The organism is Kitasatospora sp. GAS1066B, from assembly GCF_041262605.1.
Taxonomy (GTDB): Bacteria; Actinomycetota; Actinomycetes; order Streptomycetales; family Streptomycetaceae; genus Kitasatospora.
On sequence record NZ_JBGCCO010000037.1, the window covers coordinates 32,346 to 48,181 of the forward strand.

The window sequence follows — 15,836 nt, forward strand, 5'->3', positions numbered from 1 at the left end:
ATCCTGCTACCGGCTGAAGCCGAAGGAAGCGGAACCCGCCACCTTGGCGCGCAGCTTCTTGCCCTTCTCGGTGGCCTGGGCGTTCAGCTCCGCCTGGAACTCGGTCATCTTCTCGCTGAGCTCCGGGTCGAAGGCGGCGACCATCCGCACCGCCAGCAGGCCCGCGTTGCGCGCGCCGGCCACCGAGACGGTGGCCACCGGCACGCCGGCCGGCATCTGCACGATGGAGAGCAGGCTGTCCATGCCGTCCAGGTAGCGCAACGGGACCGGGACGCCGATCACCGGCAGCGGGGTCACCGAGGCCAGCATGCCCGGCAGGTGGGCCGCACCGCCGGCGCCGGCGATGATCGCCTTCAGGCCGCGCCGGTGGGCCTGCTCGCCGTAGCCGATCATCTCGCGCGGCATCCGGTGCGCGGAGAGGACGTTGACCTCGTACGGCACCTCGAACTCGTCGAGCGCCTGTGCGGCGGCCTCCATCACGGACCAGTCGGAGTCGGAACCCATCGCGATGCCGACGAGCGGCGTGGTGCTGCTGGTCATTCGGTGATCGTGCCTCTCAGGTAGGCGGCCGCGTGGCGGGCGCGCTCGCGCACGTCCTCGAGGTCGTCCCCGAAGACGGTGACGTGGCCGACCTTGCGGCCGGGCTTCACGTCCTTGCCGTACATGTGGATCCGCAGGCCCGGGTCGCGAGCCATGCAGTGCAGGAAGGCGTGGTACATGTCGGGGTAGTCGCCGCCGAGCACGTTGACCATCACGGTCCACCTGGCGCGCGGGCGCGGGTCGCCGAGCGGCAGGTCGAGGACGGCCCGCAGGTGGTTCTCGAACTGCGAGGTGACGGCGCCGTCGATCGACCAGTGGCCGGAGTTGTGCGGGCGCATCGCCAGTTCGTTGACCAGGATCCGGCCGTCGCGGGTCTGGAACAGCTCGACCGCCAGGTGGCCCACGATGTCCAGCTCGCCGGCGATCCGCAGCGCCAGTGCCTGGGCCTGCCCGGCCAGCTCCGGGTCCAGCTCGGGAGCCGGCGCGGTGACCTCGGCGCAGACGCCGTTCTCCTGCAGGCTCTCCACCACCGGATAGGCGACCGCCTGACCACTGGGTGAGCGGACCACGTTCGCGGCCAGTTCGCGCAGGTAGTCGACCTTCTCCTCGGCCAGCACCGCCACGCCGGCCAGGAAGGGCGCGTGCGCCTGCTCCTCGTCCTCGACGACCCAGACGCCCTTGCCGTCGTAGCCGCCGCGCACCGTCTTCAGCACGACCGGGTAGCCCTCGCCCTCGTGGGCGAAGGCCGTGACGTCAGCCGGGTCGGCGACCAGGCGGTGGCGCGGGCAGGGGGCGCCGATCGAGTCCAGCTTGGCCCGCATCACACCCTTGTCCTGGGCGTTCACCAGCGCGTCGGGGCCGGGGCGCACCGCGACGCCGTCGGCCAGCAGGGCGCGCAGGTGCTCGGTGGGGACGTGCTCGTGGTCGAAGGTGATCACGTCGCAGTCGGCGGCGAAGCGGCGCAGCGTCTCCAGGTCCCGGTAGTCGCCGAGCACGGTGTCGGCCACCACCTGCGAGGCGGAGTCCTGCGGGGTGTCGGCGAGGAGCTTGAAGCGGATGCCGAGCGGGATGCCCGCCTGGTGCGCCATGCGGGCAAGCTGCCCGCCGCCTACCACGCCCACCGTTGGAAATTTAATGCTGCCCGGGAAAGTCACCCTGCCAGGATATCCGGGCAGCTCCCACGGGGTGAACGCCCGGCCACGGGTAGGCCGGGCGGGACGGTGGCAGCGGATCGCGCGCGGGAGGGTCGTGCGGGAGCCGGTAGCCTGGATGGCCGGACCCGACCGGGGCACTGAGCTGATCATGTGCCCTCGCCCGCAAGCCACTTCCGCCCCGAGCCATGGCAGGCTCCGGGGAGCAGCCGCACAGGAGACCACCGGATGAGCAAGCACAGCGCGCAGCGCCGCACCTCCTTGACCCAGCGGCTGCGCGGCGTCTCCGGCGAGGTCATGAAGTTCGCGGTGGTCGGGCTGGGCGGCATCGTGGTGAACTTCGGCGTCTCCAACGCGATGATCCACGCCACCCACTGGGCGCCGGTGCGCTGCTCGGTGATCGGCACCGTGGTGGCGATCCTGGTCAACTACGCCGGCTACCGGTACTGGGTGTACCGGGACAGTGACGCGGCCTCGCGCCGCCGGGAGATCACGCTCTTCCTGGTGTTCAGCGGGATCGGCCTGCTGATCGAGAACGGCACGGTCTGGTTCACCACCTACACCCTGGGCATGACCGGCACCCTCGCGCTGAACGCCTCGAAGATGGCGGGCACCGGCGTGGCCACGCTGTTCCGCTTCTTCTCCTACCGGACCTGGGTCTTCAAGGCGATGCCGGAGCTGGCCGAGCACGAGCAGCAGCCGGCCCAGCCGGTGGTCGCGCAGGCCGAGCGGATCCTGGTGGCCGAGGAGAGCGCGCAGTACATCAAGTGACCGTCAGGCCGCCACGGCCCGGTTGAGGAAGAGTGCGAAGACCGGCGGCTTGAGCGAGAGCAGTTCGAGGCGCCCGCCGTCCGCCTCGGCCAGGTCACGGGCCACCGCCAGGCCGATGCCGGTGGAGTTGTGCCCGCTGACGGCCCGCTCGAAGACCCGGTTGCCCAGCTCGGCCGACACCCCCTGGCCCTCGTCCTGCACCTCGACCACCACCGAGCTGCCGGAGGGCCGCACCCGCAGGGTGACCGTGCCGGCGCCGTGCATCAGCGAGTTCTCGATCAGCGTGGCCAGCACCTGGGAGACGGTGCCCGGGGTGCCCAGCGCGACCACCCCGCCCAGGCCCTCGATCACCAGCCGCCGCCCGGCGCCGCGCATCGTGGCCGCCCACTCCTCGCGCTGCTGGCGGATCACCTCGTCCAACTGGAAGCCGCCGGTGCTCGGGCCGTGCGTGTCGCGCTGGTTGGTGAGCAGCCGCTGGACCACGTCGGTCAGCCGTTCCACCTGCTGCAGCGCGATGGTGGCCTCCTCGCGGACCGTCTCCGGCTGGTGGGCGAGCGCGGTGATCTCCTCGAGCCGCATGGAGAGCGCGGTCAGCGGGGTGCGCAGCTGGTGCGAGGCGTCGGCGGCCAGCCGGCGTTCGGCGGTGAGCATCCGGCCGATCCGCTCGGCGCTGGCGTCCAACACCTCGGCCACCCGGTCCAGTTCGGGCACCCCGAAGCGGCGGTCGCGCGGGCGCGGATCGCCGGAGCCGAGCCGCTCGGCGGTCTCGGCCAGGTCGGTGAGCGGGCGGGCCAGGCGCCGGGCCTGCCAGACCGCGAGGGCCACCGCCGTCTGCACGGCCAGCAGCGTCACCAGGCCGAGCAGCAGCAGCATGTCGCCGATCTCGCGGGTGACATCCGTGCGGGACTGCTCGACGGTGACCGTCTCGCCGCTGGGTCCGGGCTCGGTGGCCTTCAGCGGGTTGCCCTTGGGCCGGTCGCCGATGGTGATCAGCGGCTGGCCCGGGATCCGGATCTCGGCGTAGTCCCCCTCGATGGCCTGGGTGCCGATCCGCTCCTGGGTGACCGGCTCGCCCGCCGCCAGCCGGCTCTCCACCAGTCCGAGCAGCCGCACCGCCGCGGCGTCCACCCGGTCCTGCGCGGTGTTGACGATGCTCTGCTTCTCGACCAGGGCCAGCGGTACGCAGAACACCACCACGACCACCAGGACCACGCCCAGCAGCGAGTTGATCATCCTGCGCTTCACGCGGTGGTGCCCCGGCCCTAGTTCTTCTCGAAGCGGAAACCCACGCCGCGCACGGTGGCGATGTAGCGGGGGTTGGTCGCGTCGTCGCCGAGCTTCTTGCGCAGCCAGGAGATGTGCATGTCCAGGGTCTTGGTGGAGGTCCACCAGGTGGTGTCCCAGACCTGACGCATGATGTCCTCCCGGGTGACCACCCGGCCCGCGTCCCGGACCAGCACCCGCAGCAGCTCGAACTCCTTGGCGGAGAGCGTGAGTTCCTCCTCACCGACCCAGGCGCGGTGCGACTCGATGTCGATCCGCACGCCGTGCGCGCCGGTGGAGAGCGAGTCGACGTTGCCGCGCCGCAGCAGGGCCCGGACCCGGGCGAGCAGTTCGGCCAGCCGGAACGGCTTGGTGACGTAGTCGTCGGCACCGGCGTCCAGGCCGACCACGGTGTCCACCTCGTCGGCGCGGGCGGTGAGCACCAGCACCGGGCAGCTCTTGCCGTCCGCGCGCAGCCGGCGGCAGACCTCCAGACCGTCCATCTGCGGCAGGCCGAGGTCGAGGACGACCAGGTCGACCTCCTCCTCCAGGCCCGCCTCCAGGGCGGCCGGACCGTCCTCCCGGACGAGCACCTCGTAGCCCTCGCGACGCAGGGCGCGGGCCAGCGGTTCCGAGATAGCCGGGTCGTCCTCGGCGAGCAGCACACAGGTCATGTGCGAATCGTAGTCGGCCCGGGGCCCCGCGATCAGACCCGCACGGGCGCGCGCGAGCGGATCGCCCCGGGCTACCGGCTGTGAAGTAGTTCACAGCGGGTAGTCGGCGGGCCGGATCAGGTAACGGCCGAGGCTGGGGCGGGCACCCGGTGCGAGCGCAGATTCTTCCGTTGGACCTTGGCTTCGAAGGAGCTCATCCTGTCGTACCATCGATTTCTTGACTCCGGCCCGGCCAAGCCCCTGCGACCGTTATCTAATTGGTGGCTTTTGTCATCCCATGTCGCCGAAAATCGGGACGTACAGTGGTCCGGTCCCCGTGTCATGCGCTGCGGAATCCCCACCTGCCCGAGCAGCGAGCAGGAACCCCGCGGTGCTCGGACCCGCCCGCCTTCCCACCCCCCTGGGCGAAGCGGTGTCCCAGACAGTCAGGCAAGGAACAACTACTGATGGCGTCAACCACCACCATGGGCGCCGGCGTCCAGCCGGCCACCCCTTCTGGCGGCAAGACCTTCTTCGGGCACCCCCGAGGACTGGCCACGCTCTTCATGACCGAGACCTGGGAGCGTTTCAGCTTCTACGGCATGCGGGCACTGCTCGTCGTCTACATGATCACCTCGCACGCCCACGGCGGCCTGGGCATGAAGGTCGCGCTCGCCACCGCGATCTACAGCGTCTACAACGCCATGGTGTACCTGCTGGCCCTGCCCGGCGGCTGGATCGCCGACCGGTTCTGGGGCGCCCGCAAGACGGTCGCCGTCGGCGGCGGCATCATCATGATCGGCCACTTCCTGCTGGCCGTGCCGGCCGAGGCCTCGTTCTTCGTCGGCCTGGTCTTCATCGCGGTGGGCTCCGGCCTGCTCAAGGCCAACATCTCGACGATGGTCGGGCACCTCTACGACGGGCCGAACGACCCGCGTCGCGACGGTGGCTTCACCATCTTCTACATGGGCATCAACCTCGGCGCCTTCGCGGCGCCGCTGGTGATCGGCACCGTCGGCCAGAGCGTCAACTGGCACCTGGGCTTCGCGCTGGCCGGCATCGGCATGGCGCTGGGCCTGGGCCAGTACCTGCTGGGCAGCCGCCACCTCAGCCCGAAGAGCAGCGTGGTCTCCTCGCCGATCACCCCCGTCGAGAAGAGCGCGATCCTGCGCAAGGCCGGCCTCTGGCTGGCGCTGGCCGTGGTCTTCTACGGCGTCGTGGTGCTCTCCGGCCACTTCACCATCAACTGGGCGGTCTGGCCGCTGTCCATCGCGGGCATCGCGATTCCGGTGGTCGTCTTCGCCCGGATCAAGCGGGACAAGGACCTCGACGCCCACGAGCAGTCCAAGATCAGCGGCTACGTCTGGTTCTTCATCGTCGCCGCCGTGTTCTGGATGATCTACGACCAGTCCGGTTCCACGCTGAGCGTCTTCGCCGACCAGAACACCAAGCTGTCGATCTTCGGGGCGCACTTCCCGTCCAGCTGGTTCCAGTCGCTGAACCCGCTCTACATCATGGCGCTGGCCCCGGTCTTCGCCTGGCTCTGGGTCTGGCTGGCCCGGCGCGCCAAGAACCCCAGCACCACCATGAAGTTCGCCATCGGCCTGCTGCTGATCGGCGCCTCCTTCCTGGTGATGATGCTGGCGATGGCGGCGGCCTCCGGCGGGGTCAAGGTCACCCCGCTCTGGCTGGCGCTGGTCTACCTGGTGCAGACGGTCGGCGAGCTGTCGCTCTCCCCGGTCGGCCTCTCGGTCACCACCAAGCTGGCGCCGGCCAAGTACGCGAGCCAGATGATGGGCATCTGGTTCCTGGCCGTCACGGCGGGCGACTGCGTCGCGGCCATCATCCAGCTGGGTCTCGGCAATGCCACCGGCAGCACCTGGTACTTCGCCCTGCAGGGCGTGGCGGCGATCATCGCCGGCGTCGCGCTGGTGATGTACCGCAAGAAGGTCATCCGGCTGATGGGCGACGTGCACTGACCAGCCCGCACCCGTAGCCGAGAGGCCCGGTACCCGTGAACGGGTACCGGGCCTCTCGGCATGCGCCTACCGGCTCAGACCTCCCGCACGCCCGCCCGCCAGACCGCCGCCGTCAGCGGCACGCCCGGGCGGTAGGCCAGGTGGACCGGGGAGGGGGCGTCGAGCAGCAGCAGGTCGGCGCGGGTGCCGGGGGCGATCCGGCCGATGTCGGTGCGGCGCAGGGCGCGCGCGCCGCCCAGGGTGGCGGCGTGCACCGCCTCGTCGGGGGTCATGCCCATCTCGCGGACCGCCACCGCGATGCAGAAGGCCATCGAACTGGTGAAGCTGGAGCCGGGGTTGCAGTCGGTGGAGAGCGCGACGGTGGCTCCGGCGTCGAACAGCCGGCGGGCGTCGGGGTAGGCGGCCCGGGTGGAGAACTCGGCGCCCGGCAGCAGGGTGGCGACCGTGCCGGACCCGGCCAGCGCCGCCACGTCCGCGTCGGTCAGGTGGGTGCAGTGGTCGGCGGAGGCGGCGCCCAGCTCGACCGCGAGCTGCACACCGGGCCCGTGGGAGAGCTGGTTGGCGTGCACCCGGGGGGTCAGGCCGCGCTCGATCCCGGCGGTCAGGATCGCCCGCGCCTGGTCGCCGTCGAAGGCGCCGTTCTCGCAGAAGACGTCCACCCACCGGGCGTGCGGGGCGCAGGCGTCCAGCATCTCGCCGGTGACCAGGTCGACGTAGCCGGCCGGGTCGTCCGCGTACTCGGGCGCGACCACGTGCGCGCCCAGGTAGGTGGTCTCCGGGGTGTGCCCGGCGGCGATCCGCAGCGCCCGGGCCTCGTCGGCGACCGTGAGCCCGTAGCCGGACTTGCACTCGACGGTGGTGGTGCCCTGGCGCAGCGCCTCGCCGATGAACCGGGCCAGGTTGGCGTCCAGTTGCTCGTCGCTGGCGGCCCGGGTGGCGGCCACCGTGGTGCGGATGCCGCCTGCGGTGTAGGCCTGGCCGGACATCCGGGCGTTGAACTCGGCGGTCCGGTCACCCGCGAAGACCAGGTGGGCGTGCGAGTCGACGAAACCGGGCAGCAGCGTCCGGCCCTCGGCGTCGTGGACCCGGTCGGCCGCGGGGGCGTCGGCGGCCCGTCCGGTCCAGGTGATCACCGAACCGTCGATCACCACGGCGGCCTGCTCGACGAGGCCGAGCAGGCCGGGGTGTGACGGGTCGTTGGTGACCAGTGCGCCGATGTTGGTGATCAGGGTGCTGGTCATGAGCCCTTCAGAGGTGGTTCGTGCCGGGGAGGTTCAGGAAAGCAGGGCCGCGATGGAGTCGCGCAGCGCTGACGGGACGTCGGTGACGGCCTGGTGCACCCCGTCGACGACGATCCGTCGGCCGCCGACCACCACGTGCCGCACGTCCGCCGCCGTGGCGGCGAAGACGGCGGTCTCGGCGCCCAGGTGCGCGGCCGGGCCGGCGGTGCGCACCGAGTCCAGCGCCAGCACGGTGAAGTCGGCCAGCGCCCCGGCCTCGATCCGGCCGGCCTCCGGCCAGCCGAGCGAGGCGTGGCCGTCCTCGGTGCCGGCCCGCAGCAGCGCGCCCGCGGTCCAGTGCCCCCGGGTGCGGGCGCGCAGGCGCTCGTTGAGCTCCAGCGCGCGGGCCTCCTCGAACGGGTCGATCACGGCGTGGCTGTCGCTGCCCAGGGTGACCGGGCAGCCGCCGCTGGCCAGCCGGCGCGCCGGACCGATGCCGTCGGCCAGGTCCCGCTCGGTGGTCGGGCACATGCAGATCACCGTGGAGGAGTCGGTCAGCAGCTTGACGTCCTCCTCGGTCAGGTGGGTGGCGTGCACGGCGCTGGTGCGCGGCCCGAGCACCCCGTGGTCGGCGAGCAGCCGGGTCGGGGTGACGCCGTGCGCGGTCAGGCAGGCGTCGTTCTCGGCGGTCTGCTCGGACAGGTGCACGTGCAGCGGCGCCTTGCGCATCGACGTCCAGTGCGCGATCGTGCTCAACTGCTCGGCCGGCACGGCGCGCACCGAGTGGATCGCGGCGCCGAGCCGGGCGTGCTCGCGGGGCGCCAGCGCGCTGGCCCGCTCGGCCCAGGCCTCGGCGTCGCCGTCCCCGAACCGCAGTTGAGGCTTGGTCAGGTCGGCGCCGAAGCCGGAGGAGAGGTAGCAGGTGTCGAGCAGGGTGATCCGGATCCCGGCCCGGGCGGCGGCCTCGATCAGCGCCTCGCCCATCGCGTTGGGATCGTCGTAGCGGGCGCCGCCCGGGGCGTGGTGCAGGTAGTGGAACTCGCCGACCGAGGTGATGCCGGCCAGCGCCATCTCGGCGTAGACGGCGGTGGCGAGCGCCAGGTAACTGTCCGGGTCGAGCGCGCCGGCGAACCGGTACATGGTGTCGCGCCAGGTCCAGAAGGTGCCGGAGCCCACCTGCACGGTGCCGCGCAGCGCGCGGTGGAAGGCGTGCGAGTGGGCGTTGGCCTGGCCGGGGACGAGCAGGCCGCGCAGCCGCACCGCGTGCGCCGGGCAGGGCCCGCTGTCCGGGGTGACCGAGGCGATCCGGCCGTCCGCCGCCACCTCGATCAGCACGTCGGACTCGACCACCGGACCGTTGACGTGCGGCAGCCAGGCGTGCTCGGCCCAGTAGCTCTGGGCCGGTTCGGTGTTCTGGGCGCACTGTGTCACTGATGACATGCCAGGTCCTCCAGGACGTCCGCGAGTGCCGCCACACCCGCGAGGCAGTCGGCCACCTCGGCATGCTCGGCCGGGGAGTGCGAGACGCCGCTCGGGTTCCGCACGAACAGCATGGCGGTCGGAACGGCGGATGCCAGGATTCCGGCGTCGTGTCCCGCGCCGGTGGGCAGCACCGGGACGCCGCCGAGGGTGGCGACCAGCCGGTCCCGCAGCGGGACGTCGAAGTCCACCACCGGCGTGTACGACTCGCGGGTCAGCTCGACCTTGACGCCGTCCCGCTCGCCGCGCTCGGCGGCGGCCTGCTGGATCTGCTCGACCAGCGCGTTCAAGGTCGCCTCGTCGGCGGCCCGGGAGTCCAGCCAGCCGCGCACCAGCGAGGCGATCGCGTTGGTGCCGTTGGGCTCGACCGCGATCTTGCCGAAGGTGGCCAGCGCGCCGGCCAGCCTGGCCTTCTTGCGGGCCGAGAGCACGGTGTTCGCGTAGGTGATCATCGGATCGCGGCGGTCCTCGATCCTGGTGGTGCCCGCGTGGTTCGCCTCGCCGTGGAAGTCGAACCGCCAGCGGCCGTGCGGCCAGATCGCCCCGGCCACCCCGACCGGCTGGTCCTCGCCCAGGTAGCGGCCCTGCTCGACGTGCAACTCGACGAAGGCGCCGATCCGGGACAGCCGCTCGTGGTCGGCGCCGATCGCGCTCGGGTCCTGGCCGGCCTGCTCCATCGCGTCGGGCAGCCGCCGCCCGCCCGCGTCGCGCAGCTCGTACGCCTGCTCCGGGGTCAGCAGCCCGGCGCTGAGCCGGGAGCCGACGCAGGCCACGCCGAACCGGGCGCCCTCCTCGTCACCGAAGTTGACGATCGCCAGCGGCTTGCCGAACTCGGCGCCGCGCGAGCGCAGTTCGTCCAGCGCGGCGAACGAGGAGACCACTCCGAGCGGGCCGTCGAAGGCGCCGCCGTCCGGCACCGAGTCCAGGTGCGAGCCGGTGACGATGGCGTCCTCGCCCTGCGGGTCGCCCAGCCAGGCCCACTGGTTGCCGTTGCGGTCCAGCTCGTAGCTCAGGCCGCGAGCCCGGGCCTGCTCCTCGAACCAGGCCCGGCACTCCGCGTCGGCGGCGTTCCAGGCGTGCCGGCGGTAGCCACCGGAGGCGGCGGAGCGGCCCACGGGGAGCAGCTCCGCCCACATCTCCTCGAAGGACGGGATCACAGTTCACCCATGGGGATGCGCACACCGCGCTCGGCGGCCACTTCGTCGGCGCGGTCGTAGCCGGCGTCCACGTGCCGGATCACACCCATGCCCGGGTCGTTGGTGAGCACCCGGCGGATCTTCTCGCCCGCCAGCGCGGTGCCGTCGGCCACCGTGACCTGACCGGCGTGGATCGAGCGGCCGATGCCGACGCCGCCGCCGTGGTGGATGGAGACCCAGGAGGCGCCGGAGGCCACGTTGACCATGGCGTTGAGCAGCGGCCAGTCGGCGATCGCGTCGGAGCCGTCCAGCATCGCCTCGGTCTCGCGGTACGGCGAGGCCACCGAACCGCAGTCCAGGTGGTCGCGGCCGATCACGATCGGCGCGGAGAGCTCACCGTTGGCGACCATGTCGTTGAACCGCTCGCCGGCCTTGTCGCGCTCGCCGTAGCCGAGCCAGCAGATCCGTGCCGGCAGGCCCTGGAAGTGCACCTTCTCCTGCGCCATCTTGATCCAGCGGTGCAGCGACTCGTTCTCCGGGAACAGGTCGAGCACGGCCTTGTCCGTCTTGGCGATGTCCTGCGCGTCGCCGGACAGCGCGGCCCAGCGGAACGGGCCCTTGCCCTCGCAGAACAGCGGGCGGATGTAGGCCGGGACGAAGCCGGGGAAGGCGAACGCCCGGTCGTAGCCGGCCAGCTGGGCCTCGCCGCGGATCGAGTTGCCGTAGTCGAAGACCTCGGCGCCGGCGTCCTGGAAGCCGACCATGGCCTCCACGTGCTTGGCCATCGACTCGCGCGAGCGGACGGTGAAGTCGGCCGGCTGCTCGGCGGCGTAGCTCGCCATGTCGTCGAACTCGACGCCGATCGGCAGGTAGCTCAGCGGGTCGTGCGCGCTGGTCTGGTCGGTGACGATGTCGATCGGCGCGTCCATCGCGAGCAGCTGCGGGAAGAGTTCGGCGGCGTTGCCCAGCAGGCCGATCGAGAGCGGCTGCTTCTTGTCGCGGGCAGCGGTGGCGAGCTCCAGCGCGTGGGCCAGGTTCTTGGCCTCGACGTCCAGGTAGCGGTGCTCGATCCGACGGGAGATCCGGGACGGGTCGCAGTCGATGCAGATCGCCACGCCGCCGTTCATGGTGACGGCCAGCGGCTGGGCGCCGCCCATCCCGCCGAGGCCGGCGGTCAGCGTGATGGTGCCCGCCAGCGTGCCGTTGAACTTCTTGTTCGCGACGGCGGCGAAGGTCTCGTAGGTGCCCTGCAGGATGCCCTGGGTGCCGATGTAGATCCAGGACCCGGCGGTCATCTGCCCGTACATGGTGAGCCCGAGGTTCTCCAGCCGGCGGAACTCCTCCCAGTTGGCCCAGTCGCCGACCAGGTTGGAGTTGGCGATCAGCACCCGCGGCGCCCACTCGTGCGTCTGCATCACACCGACCGGCCGGCCGGACTGGACCAGCATGGTCTCGTCCTGCTTCAGCGTCTGCAGCGTGCGCACCATCGCGTCGTACGAGCGCCAGTCACGCGCCGCCTTACCGGTGCCGCCGTAGACGACCAGCTTGGAGGGGTGCTCGGCCACCTCGGGGTCGAGGTTGTTCATCAGCATCCGCAGGGCCGCTTCCTGCTGCCACCCCTGGGTGCTGAGCTTCGTCCCACGCGCCGCGCGCACCTCGCGCGGACCACTCGTCTGCTGCTCCGCCATGCTGCCGGTCTCCTTGCGGATGGATTCATTCAGGATTTGTAAGTCTGAATATATCCAAACACCCGGCTCCCGACCAGACCCTGCCCACATCCGATCAGTCTCGAATCCCCGGATGGCCAGGGCGCCACTCCGACGCTCGCGAACACCAACTGCTCGGCCCATCCCATCGACAGTGGAGGACGCAGTGACGGCACCGATCACCGTGCGACCCGGTCGGCTTCGCGGGGCGGCCGAACAGATCGAGGACACCACGAGGTAACCCGTCCCGCTGCCCGCGCCGCTGCCCGGCGAGCTGCACACCGGCGGCCTCCCCCGCTACGGGACCTGACGGCGCCTCAGGCCGCCTCGTCGCCGCCCCAGTCGATGCCGATCTCGGCCAGCCACTGGCGGTCGCGCGCGGCCGTCTCGGGGGATTCGGGGGCCGCCTCGGCCGGGAGCATCGGCATCGACGGCGGGCGCGGGATCTCCTGGATCGGGCCCAGGCCGTAGCGTTCGGCGGCGGTGCCGGGAGGTGGGGCGGGGTCGACCAGGCCGATGTGGACGGCGCTCTCGTCGCCCGCCTCCAGGATGGTCAGGCCCGGTCCGGGCGGGCCGAGCGCCACCCGGCGGCCGCAGGCGGGGCAGGCCCACTCCTCGGCACCCGAGGCGAGCCGACCGACCGGTCGCATTTCGTGGATCACGCGCATGGCGGACACCCCCGTTCGTCCCAAGGAGGGGATGCCCGGTCCGCGCGGTACTACTCCAGGCGGGCGTCGATTGCCGGTCGGTCCAAGCGACTAGTCGAGGAAGAGTCCGCGCGCCGCGGCCGACTGCTCGATCGACTCCAGCCGGGCCTCGGCGCCCGGGAGTTCGTCGCACATGCTCTGCAGCAGCACCCGGCCGAGCACCATCGGCGCGCACGCGGTGTCGAAGACCAGGCCGGTGCCGACCTCGGCGGGCAGCAGCAGGTCGGAGAGCGCCGCGACCGGGGCGAAGGAGCTGTCGGCGACGGTGAGCACGGTCAGGCCGCAGTCACGGGCCACCGTCAGCGCGTCCATCAACTCGCGCGGGTAGCGCGGCAGGGCGAAGCAGAGCAGCGCGCTGGCGCCGGCCGCGGCGGCCTGCTCGATCCGGTCGGCGAGCATCGAGCCGCCCTCGTCGAGCAGCCGGATGTCCGGGTGCACCTTCGCGGCGAAGTAGGCGAAGCCGCGGGCCTGCGCGGAGGCGGCCCGCAGGCCGAGCACCGGCAGCGGGCGGGAGGCGGCCAGCAGCCGGGCGGCACGGACGATCGGCTCGGGGTCGGCGAGCAGCTCGGCCAGTCGGCGCAGGTGGGCGATCTCGGCCAGCACGGCCTGCTGGTGCTCGTTGCGCACCACCTCGGAGGGCGACTCCGGCGGCGCGGCCGGCTCCCCCACCCCGAGGTCGCGCAGGCGCTTGCGCAGCGCCGGATAGCCGTCGTAGCCGAGCGCGACCGCGAACCGGGTGACCGAGGGCTGGCTGACTCCGGCCAGCTCGGCCACCTCGACGCTGGACAGGAACGGCGCCTCGGCGGCGTGCCGGACCAGGGCGTGCGCGATCCGGCGCTGGGTGGGGGTCAGGCGGTGGCCGTCGAAGAGCTCCAGCAGCCGGGCCGAGGGTGCCGGGGACGACTCGGTGTTGGTCCTCATGGTGCGTCCCTTTCGACGGGCTTCGACGTACTGTGCAGCAGGTACGGCGTGGGGGCAATGGCGTCTCGTCCGCCGGGACGACCCGGGCTCAGGGTCACCCTGATTTCCCCCTGAGAGGCGCGGCGGCGGCTTTACCGGAGCCCGCCGCGGGCGCCACCCTGGGTGCCATGGATCCTCGCCACGACAGTGGTCCCTCGGAGTTCCGGGCCGACCTCGACGCCGCGCTGCAGACCCGCAAGGAGCTCGGTGCCGACTACGAGTCGGCGCTGGTCGACTCCTTCCTGTCCCGGGTCGACGCCCGGCTGGACGCCCGGGTCGAGCAGCGGGTCGCCGAGCGCCTCGCCGCCCTCGGGCCCGGTGGTTACGGGCCGCAGCGGCCCGACCGCCAGGACCGCCAGGAGCGCCGACGCGGCTGGGGCGGCGGCAGCAAGCTGCCGTTCCTCTCGCTGGTCTTCGCCGTCCCGCTGACCGCCATCGGCGCCAGTGCGGGGATCACCGGCATGCTCGCCACCTGGGTCGGCATCGTCGGCGTCAACTTCGCCGCCGCGTTCAACAACCGGCAGGAGCAGGAGCGCGAGGAGCGGCGGCGCCTGAGCGCCGCCCGTGGTGAGTGGGCCTGACCCCCACTCACCAGGGGCGGTGGGTCAGGCCAGCGGCCCGGTGACCTGCTCGACGGCCTTGACCAGCGCGCCGGAGGCGACCAGCGCCTCGGCCGCGTCCAGGTCGGGGGCCAGGAAGCGGTCCCGGCCCGCGCCGCCGACGCCGGCCTCGCGGGCGGCGGCGACCGCGGCCGCGGTGGCCGGGGCGAGCCGGGCGTTGCCGTCGACGGTGCGGATCTCCAGGGCGCGGGCCGAGGCGGTCAGCTCGACCGCGAGGATCCGGCCCAGGTTGTCCACGGCCTGGCGCAGCTTGCGGGCGGCGGACCAGCCCATCGAGACGTGGTCCTCCTGCATCGCCGAGGACGGGATCGAGTCCACCGAGGCGGGGACGGCGAGCCGCTTGTTCTCGCTGACCAGGGCGGCCTGGGTGTACTGAGCGATCATCAGACCGGAGTCCACGCCCGGGTCGTCGGCCAGGAAGGCCGGCAGGCCGTGCGAGCGGCTCTTGTCGAGCAGCCGGTCGGTGCGGCGCTCGGCGATCGAGCCGAGGTCGGCGGCGGCGATCGCCAGGAAGTCCAGCACGTAGGCGACCGGGGCGCCGTGGAAGTTGCCGTTGGACTCCACCCGGCCGTCCGGCAGCACCACCGGGTTGTCGACCGAGGCGGCCAGCTCGCGCTCGGCGACGGTACGGGCGTGCGCCAGGGTGTCACGGCCGGCGCCGGCCACCTGCGGGGCGCAGCGGATCGAGTAGGCGTCCTGGACTCGCGGCGCGTCGTCCTGGTGGTGCCCCGTCAGGCCGGAGCCCTGGAGGACGGCGAGCATGTTGGCGGCGCTCAGCGCCTGGCCCGGGTGCGGGCGGATCGGGCCGTGCAGCTCGGGGGCCAGCACCTTCTCGGTGCCGAGCAGCGCCTCGAGCGACATGGCGGCGGTGATGTCGGCGGTGGTGAAGAGGCGGGAGAGGTCGGCGATCGCCATCACCAGCATGCCGAGCATGCCGTCGGTGCCGTTGATCAGCGCCAGGCCCTCCTTCTCCAGCAGCTCGACGGGCGTGATGCCGGCCGCGGCGAGCAGCTCGCCGGCCGGGTGCTCGGCGCCGTCCGGGCCGTAGGCGAGGCCCTCGCCCATCAGCACCAGCGCGCAGTGCGAGAGCGGGGCGAGGTCGCCGGAGCAGCCGAGCGAGCCGTACTCGCGCACCACGGGGGTGATGCCGGCGTTGAGGATCGCGGCCATCGTCTCGGCGACCAGCGGGCGCACCCCGGTGCGGCCGGAGGCCAGCGTCTTCATCCGCAGGAACATCAGCGCGCGGGTGACCTCGCGCTCGACCGCCGGGCCCATGCCGGCGGCGTGCGAGCGGACCAGCGAGCGCTGCAGCTGGGCCCGCAGCTCCGGGCTGATGTGGCGCACGGCCAGCGCGCCGAACCCGGTGGAGACCCCGTAGACCGGGCGCGGCTCGGCGGCCAGCGCATCGATCCTGGCGCGGGAGACGGCCATCTCGGCCAGCGCGTCCGGGCCGATCTCGACCCGGGCGTTGCCGCGTGCCACGGCGAGCACGTCTTCGGCGGTGACGTCGGCCTTGCCGACCTGAACGAGCGGCGCGTCGGCGGCCGGAGCACTGTGCATATCCATATGCACTATCAGATCAGCTGAATGAAGATATGACAACCGTGGGGGCATCCAAAAACCCGGATGCCTCATGCTGGTGGGTGACGGC

Annotated in this window: 14 protein-coding genes; 3 read left to right on the forward strand and 11 right to left on the reverse strand. The window is 72.3% G+C overall.

Translation table 11 applies throughout. The features are described from left to right. Positions 1-6 precede the first annotated feature (6 nt). Together purE and ABH937_RS31840 are read right to left on the reverse strand one after the other, a co-directional pair. On the reverse strand, positions 7-540 hold the full coding sequence (gene purE / locus ABH937_RS31835; protein ID WP_280693952.1) for a 5-(carboxyamino)imidazole ribonucleotide mutase: 534 nt from the start codon (positions 538-540) through the stop codon (positions 7-9). After that, a complete protein-coding gene (locus ABH937_RS31840) occupies positions 537-1,676 on the reverse strand; it encodes a 5-(carboxyamino)imidazole ribonucleotide synthase (RefSeq protein ID WP_348533711.1) in 1,140 nt (379 codons plus the stop codon). Before ABH937_RS31840 ends, purE begins: the two co-directional genes overlap by 4 nt. A gap of 243 nt (positions 1,677-1,919) precedes the next feature. On the opposite strand from ABH937_RS31840, the gene ABH937_RS31845 reads away from it, so the two are divergent. Then, on the forward strand, positions 1,920-2,462 hold the full coding sequence (locus tag ABH937_RS31845) for a GtrA family protein (protein ID WP_280693953.1): 543 nt from the start codon (positions 1,920-1,922) through the stop codon (positions 2,460-2,462). Positions 2,463-2,465: 3 nt separating this feature from the next. Here the strand turns inward: ABH937_RS31845 and ABH937_RS31850 are convergent, their stop codons facing one another. Then, positions 2,466-3,707, reverse strand: a complete 1,242-nt coding sequence (locus ABH937_RS31850; RefSeq protein WP_370220231.1) for an ATP-binding protein — start codon at positions 3,705-3,707, stop codon at positions 2,466-2,468. 17 nt (positions 3,708-3,724) lie between these two features. After that, positions 3,725-4,399, reverse strand: a complete 675-nt coding sequence (locus ABH937_RS31855) for a response regulator transcription factor (protein ID WP_280693955.1) — start codon at positions 4,397-4,399, stop codon at positions 3,725-3,727. 446 nt (positions 4,400-4,845) lie between these two features. Here ABH937_RS31855 and ABH937_RS31860 point away from each other — a divergent pair, with 446 nt between their 5' ends. Next, positions 4,846-6,357: an oligopeptide:H+ symporter gene (locus ABH937_RS31860; protein WP_280693956.1), complete on the forward strand. Its 1,512-nt coding sequence runs from the start codon at positions 4,846-4,848 to the stop codon at positions 6,355-6,357. A gap of 74 nt (positions 6,358-6,431) precedes the next feature. Here ABH937_RS31860 and hutI read toward each other — a convergent pair whose 3' ends face one another. From hutI to ABH937_RS31890, 6 genes are all read right to left on the reverse strand, one after another. Further along, the gene (hutI, locus tag ABH937_RS31865) at positions 6,432-7,598 is read right to left on the reverse strand and encodes an imidazolonepropionase (RefSeq protein WP_370220232.1); all 1,167 of its coding nucleotides are present in this window, start codon (positions 7,596-7,598) and stop codon (positions 6,432-6,434) included. Positions 7,599-7,631: 33 nt separating this feature from the next. Next, the gene (locus ABH937_RS31870; protein ID WP_370220233.1) at positions 7,632-9,017 is read right to left on the reverse strand and encodes a formimidoylglutamate deiminase; all 1,386 of its coding nucleotides are present in this window, start codon (positions 9,015-9,017) and stop codon (positions 7,632-7,634) included. Then, positions 9,005-10,192 (reverse strand): allantoate amidohydrolase, encoded by a 1,188-nt coding sequence (locus tag ABH937_RS31875; RefSeq protein ID WP_370220246.1) that lies wholly within the window; start codon positions 10,190-10,192, stop codon positions 9,005-9,007. The genes ABH937_RS31870 and ABH937_RS31875 overlap by 13 nt, the downstream gene beginning before the upstream one ends. Before the next feature lie 17 nt (positions 10,193-10,209). Next, on the reverse strand, positions 10,210-11,880 hold the full coding sequence (hutU, locus tag ABH937_RS31880; RefSeq protein ID WP_370220234.1) for a urocanate hydratase: 1,671 nt from the start codon (positions 11,878-11,880) through the stop codon (positions 10,210-10,212). Between the two features lie 335 nt (positions 11,881-12,215). Beyond that, a complete protein-coding gene (locus tag ABH937_RS31885; RefSeq protein WP_280693960.1) occupies positions 12,216-12,566 on the reverse strand; it encodes a hypothetical protein in 351 nt (116 codons plus the stop codon). Between the two features lie 90 nt (positions 12,567-12,656). Next, entirely contained in the window at positions 12,657-13,526 is an 870-nt protein-coding gene (locus ABH937_RS31890; protein WP_280693961.1) for a MurR/RpiR family transcriptional regulator, read from the reverse strand. Between the two features lie 167 nt (positions 13,527-13,693). Here ABH937_RS31890 and ABH937_RS31895 point away from each other — a divergent pair, with 167 nt between their 5' ends. Beyond that, entirely contained in the window at positions 13,694-14,146 is a 453-nt protein-coding gene (locus ABH937_RS31895) for a hypothetical protein (protein WP_370220235.1), read from the forward strand. A 24-nt stretch (positions 14,147-14,170) separates the two neighbouring features. Here ABH937_RS31895 and hutH read toward each other — a convergent pair whose 3' ends face one another. Beyond that, complete coding sequence (hutH, locus tag ABH937_RS31900; RefSeq protein ID WP_370220236.1) at positions 14,171-15,745, reverse strand: histidine ammonia-lyase; 1,575 nt, start codon at positions 15,743-15,745, stop codon at positions 14,171-14,173. Positions 15,746-15,836: the final 91 nt, after the last annotated feature.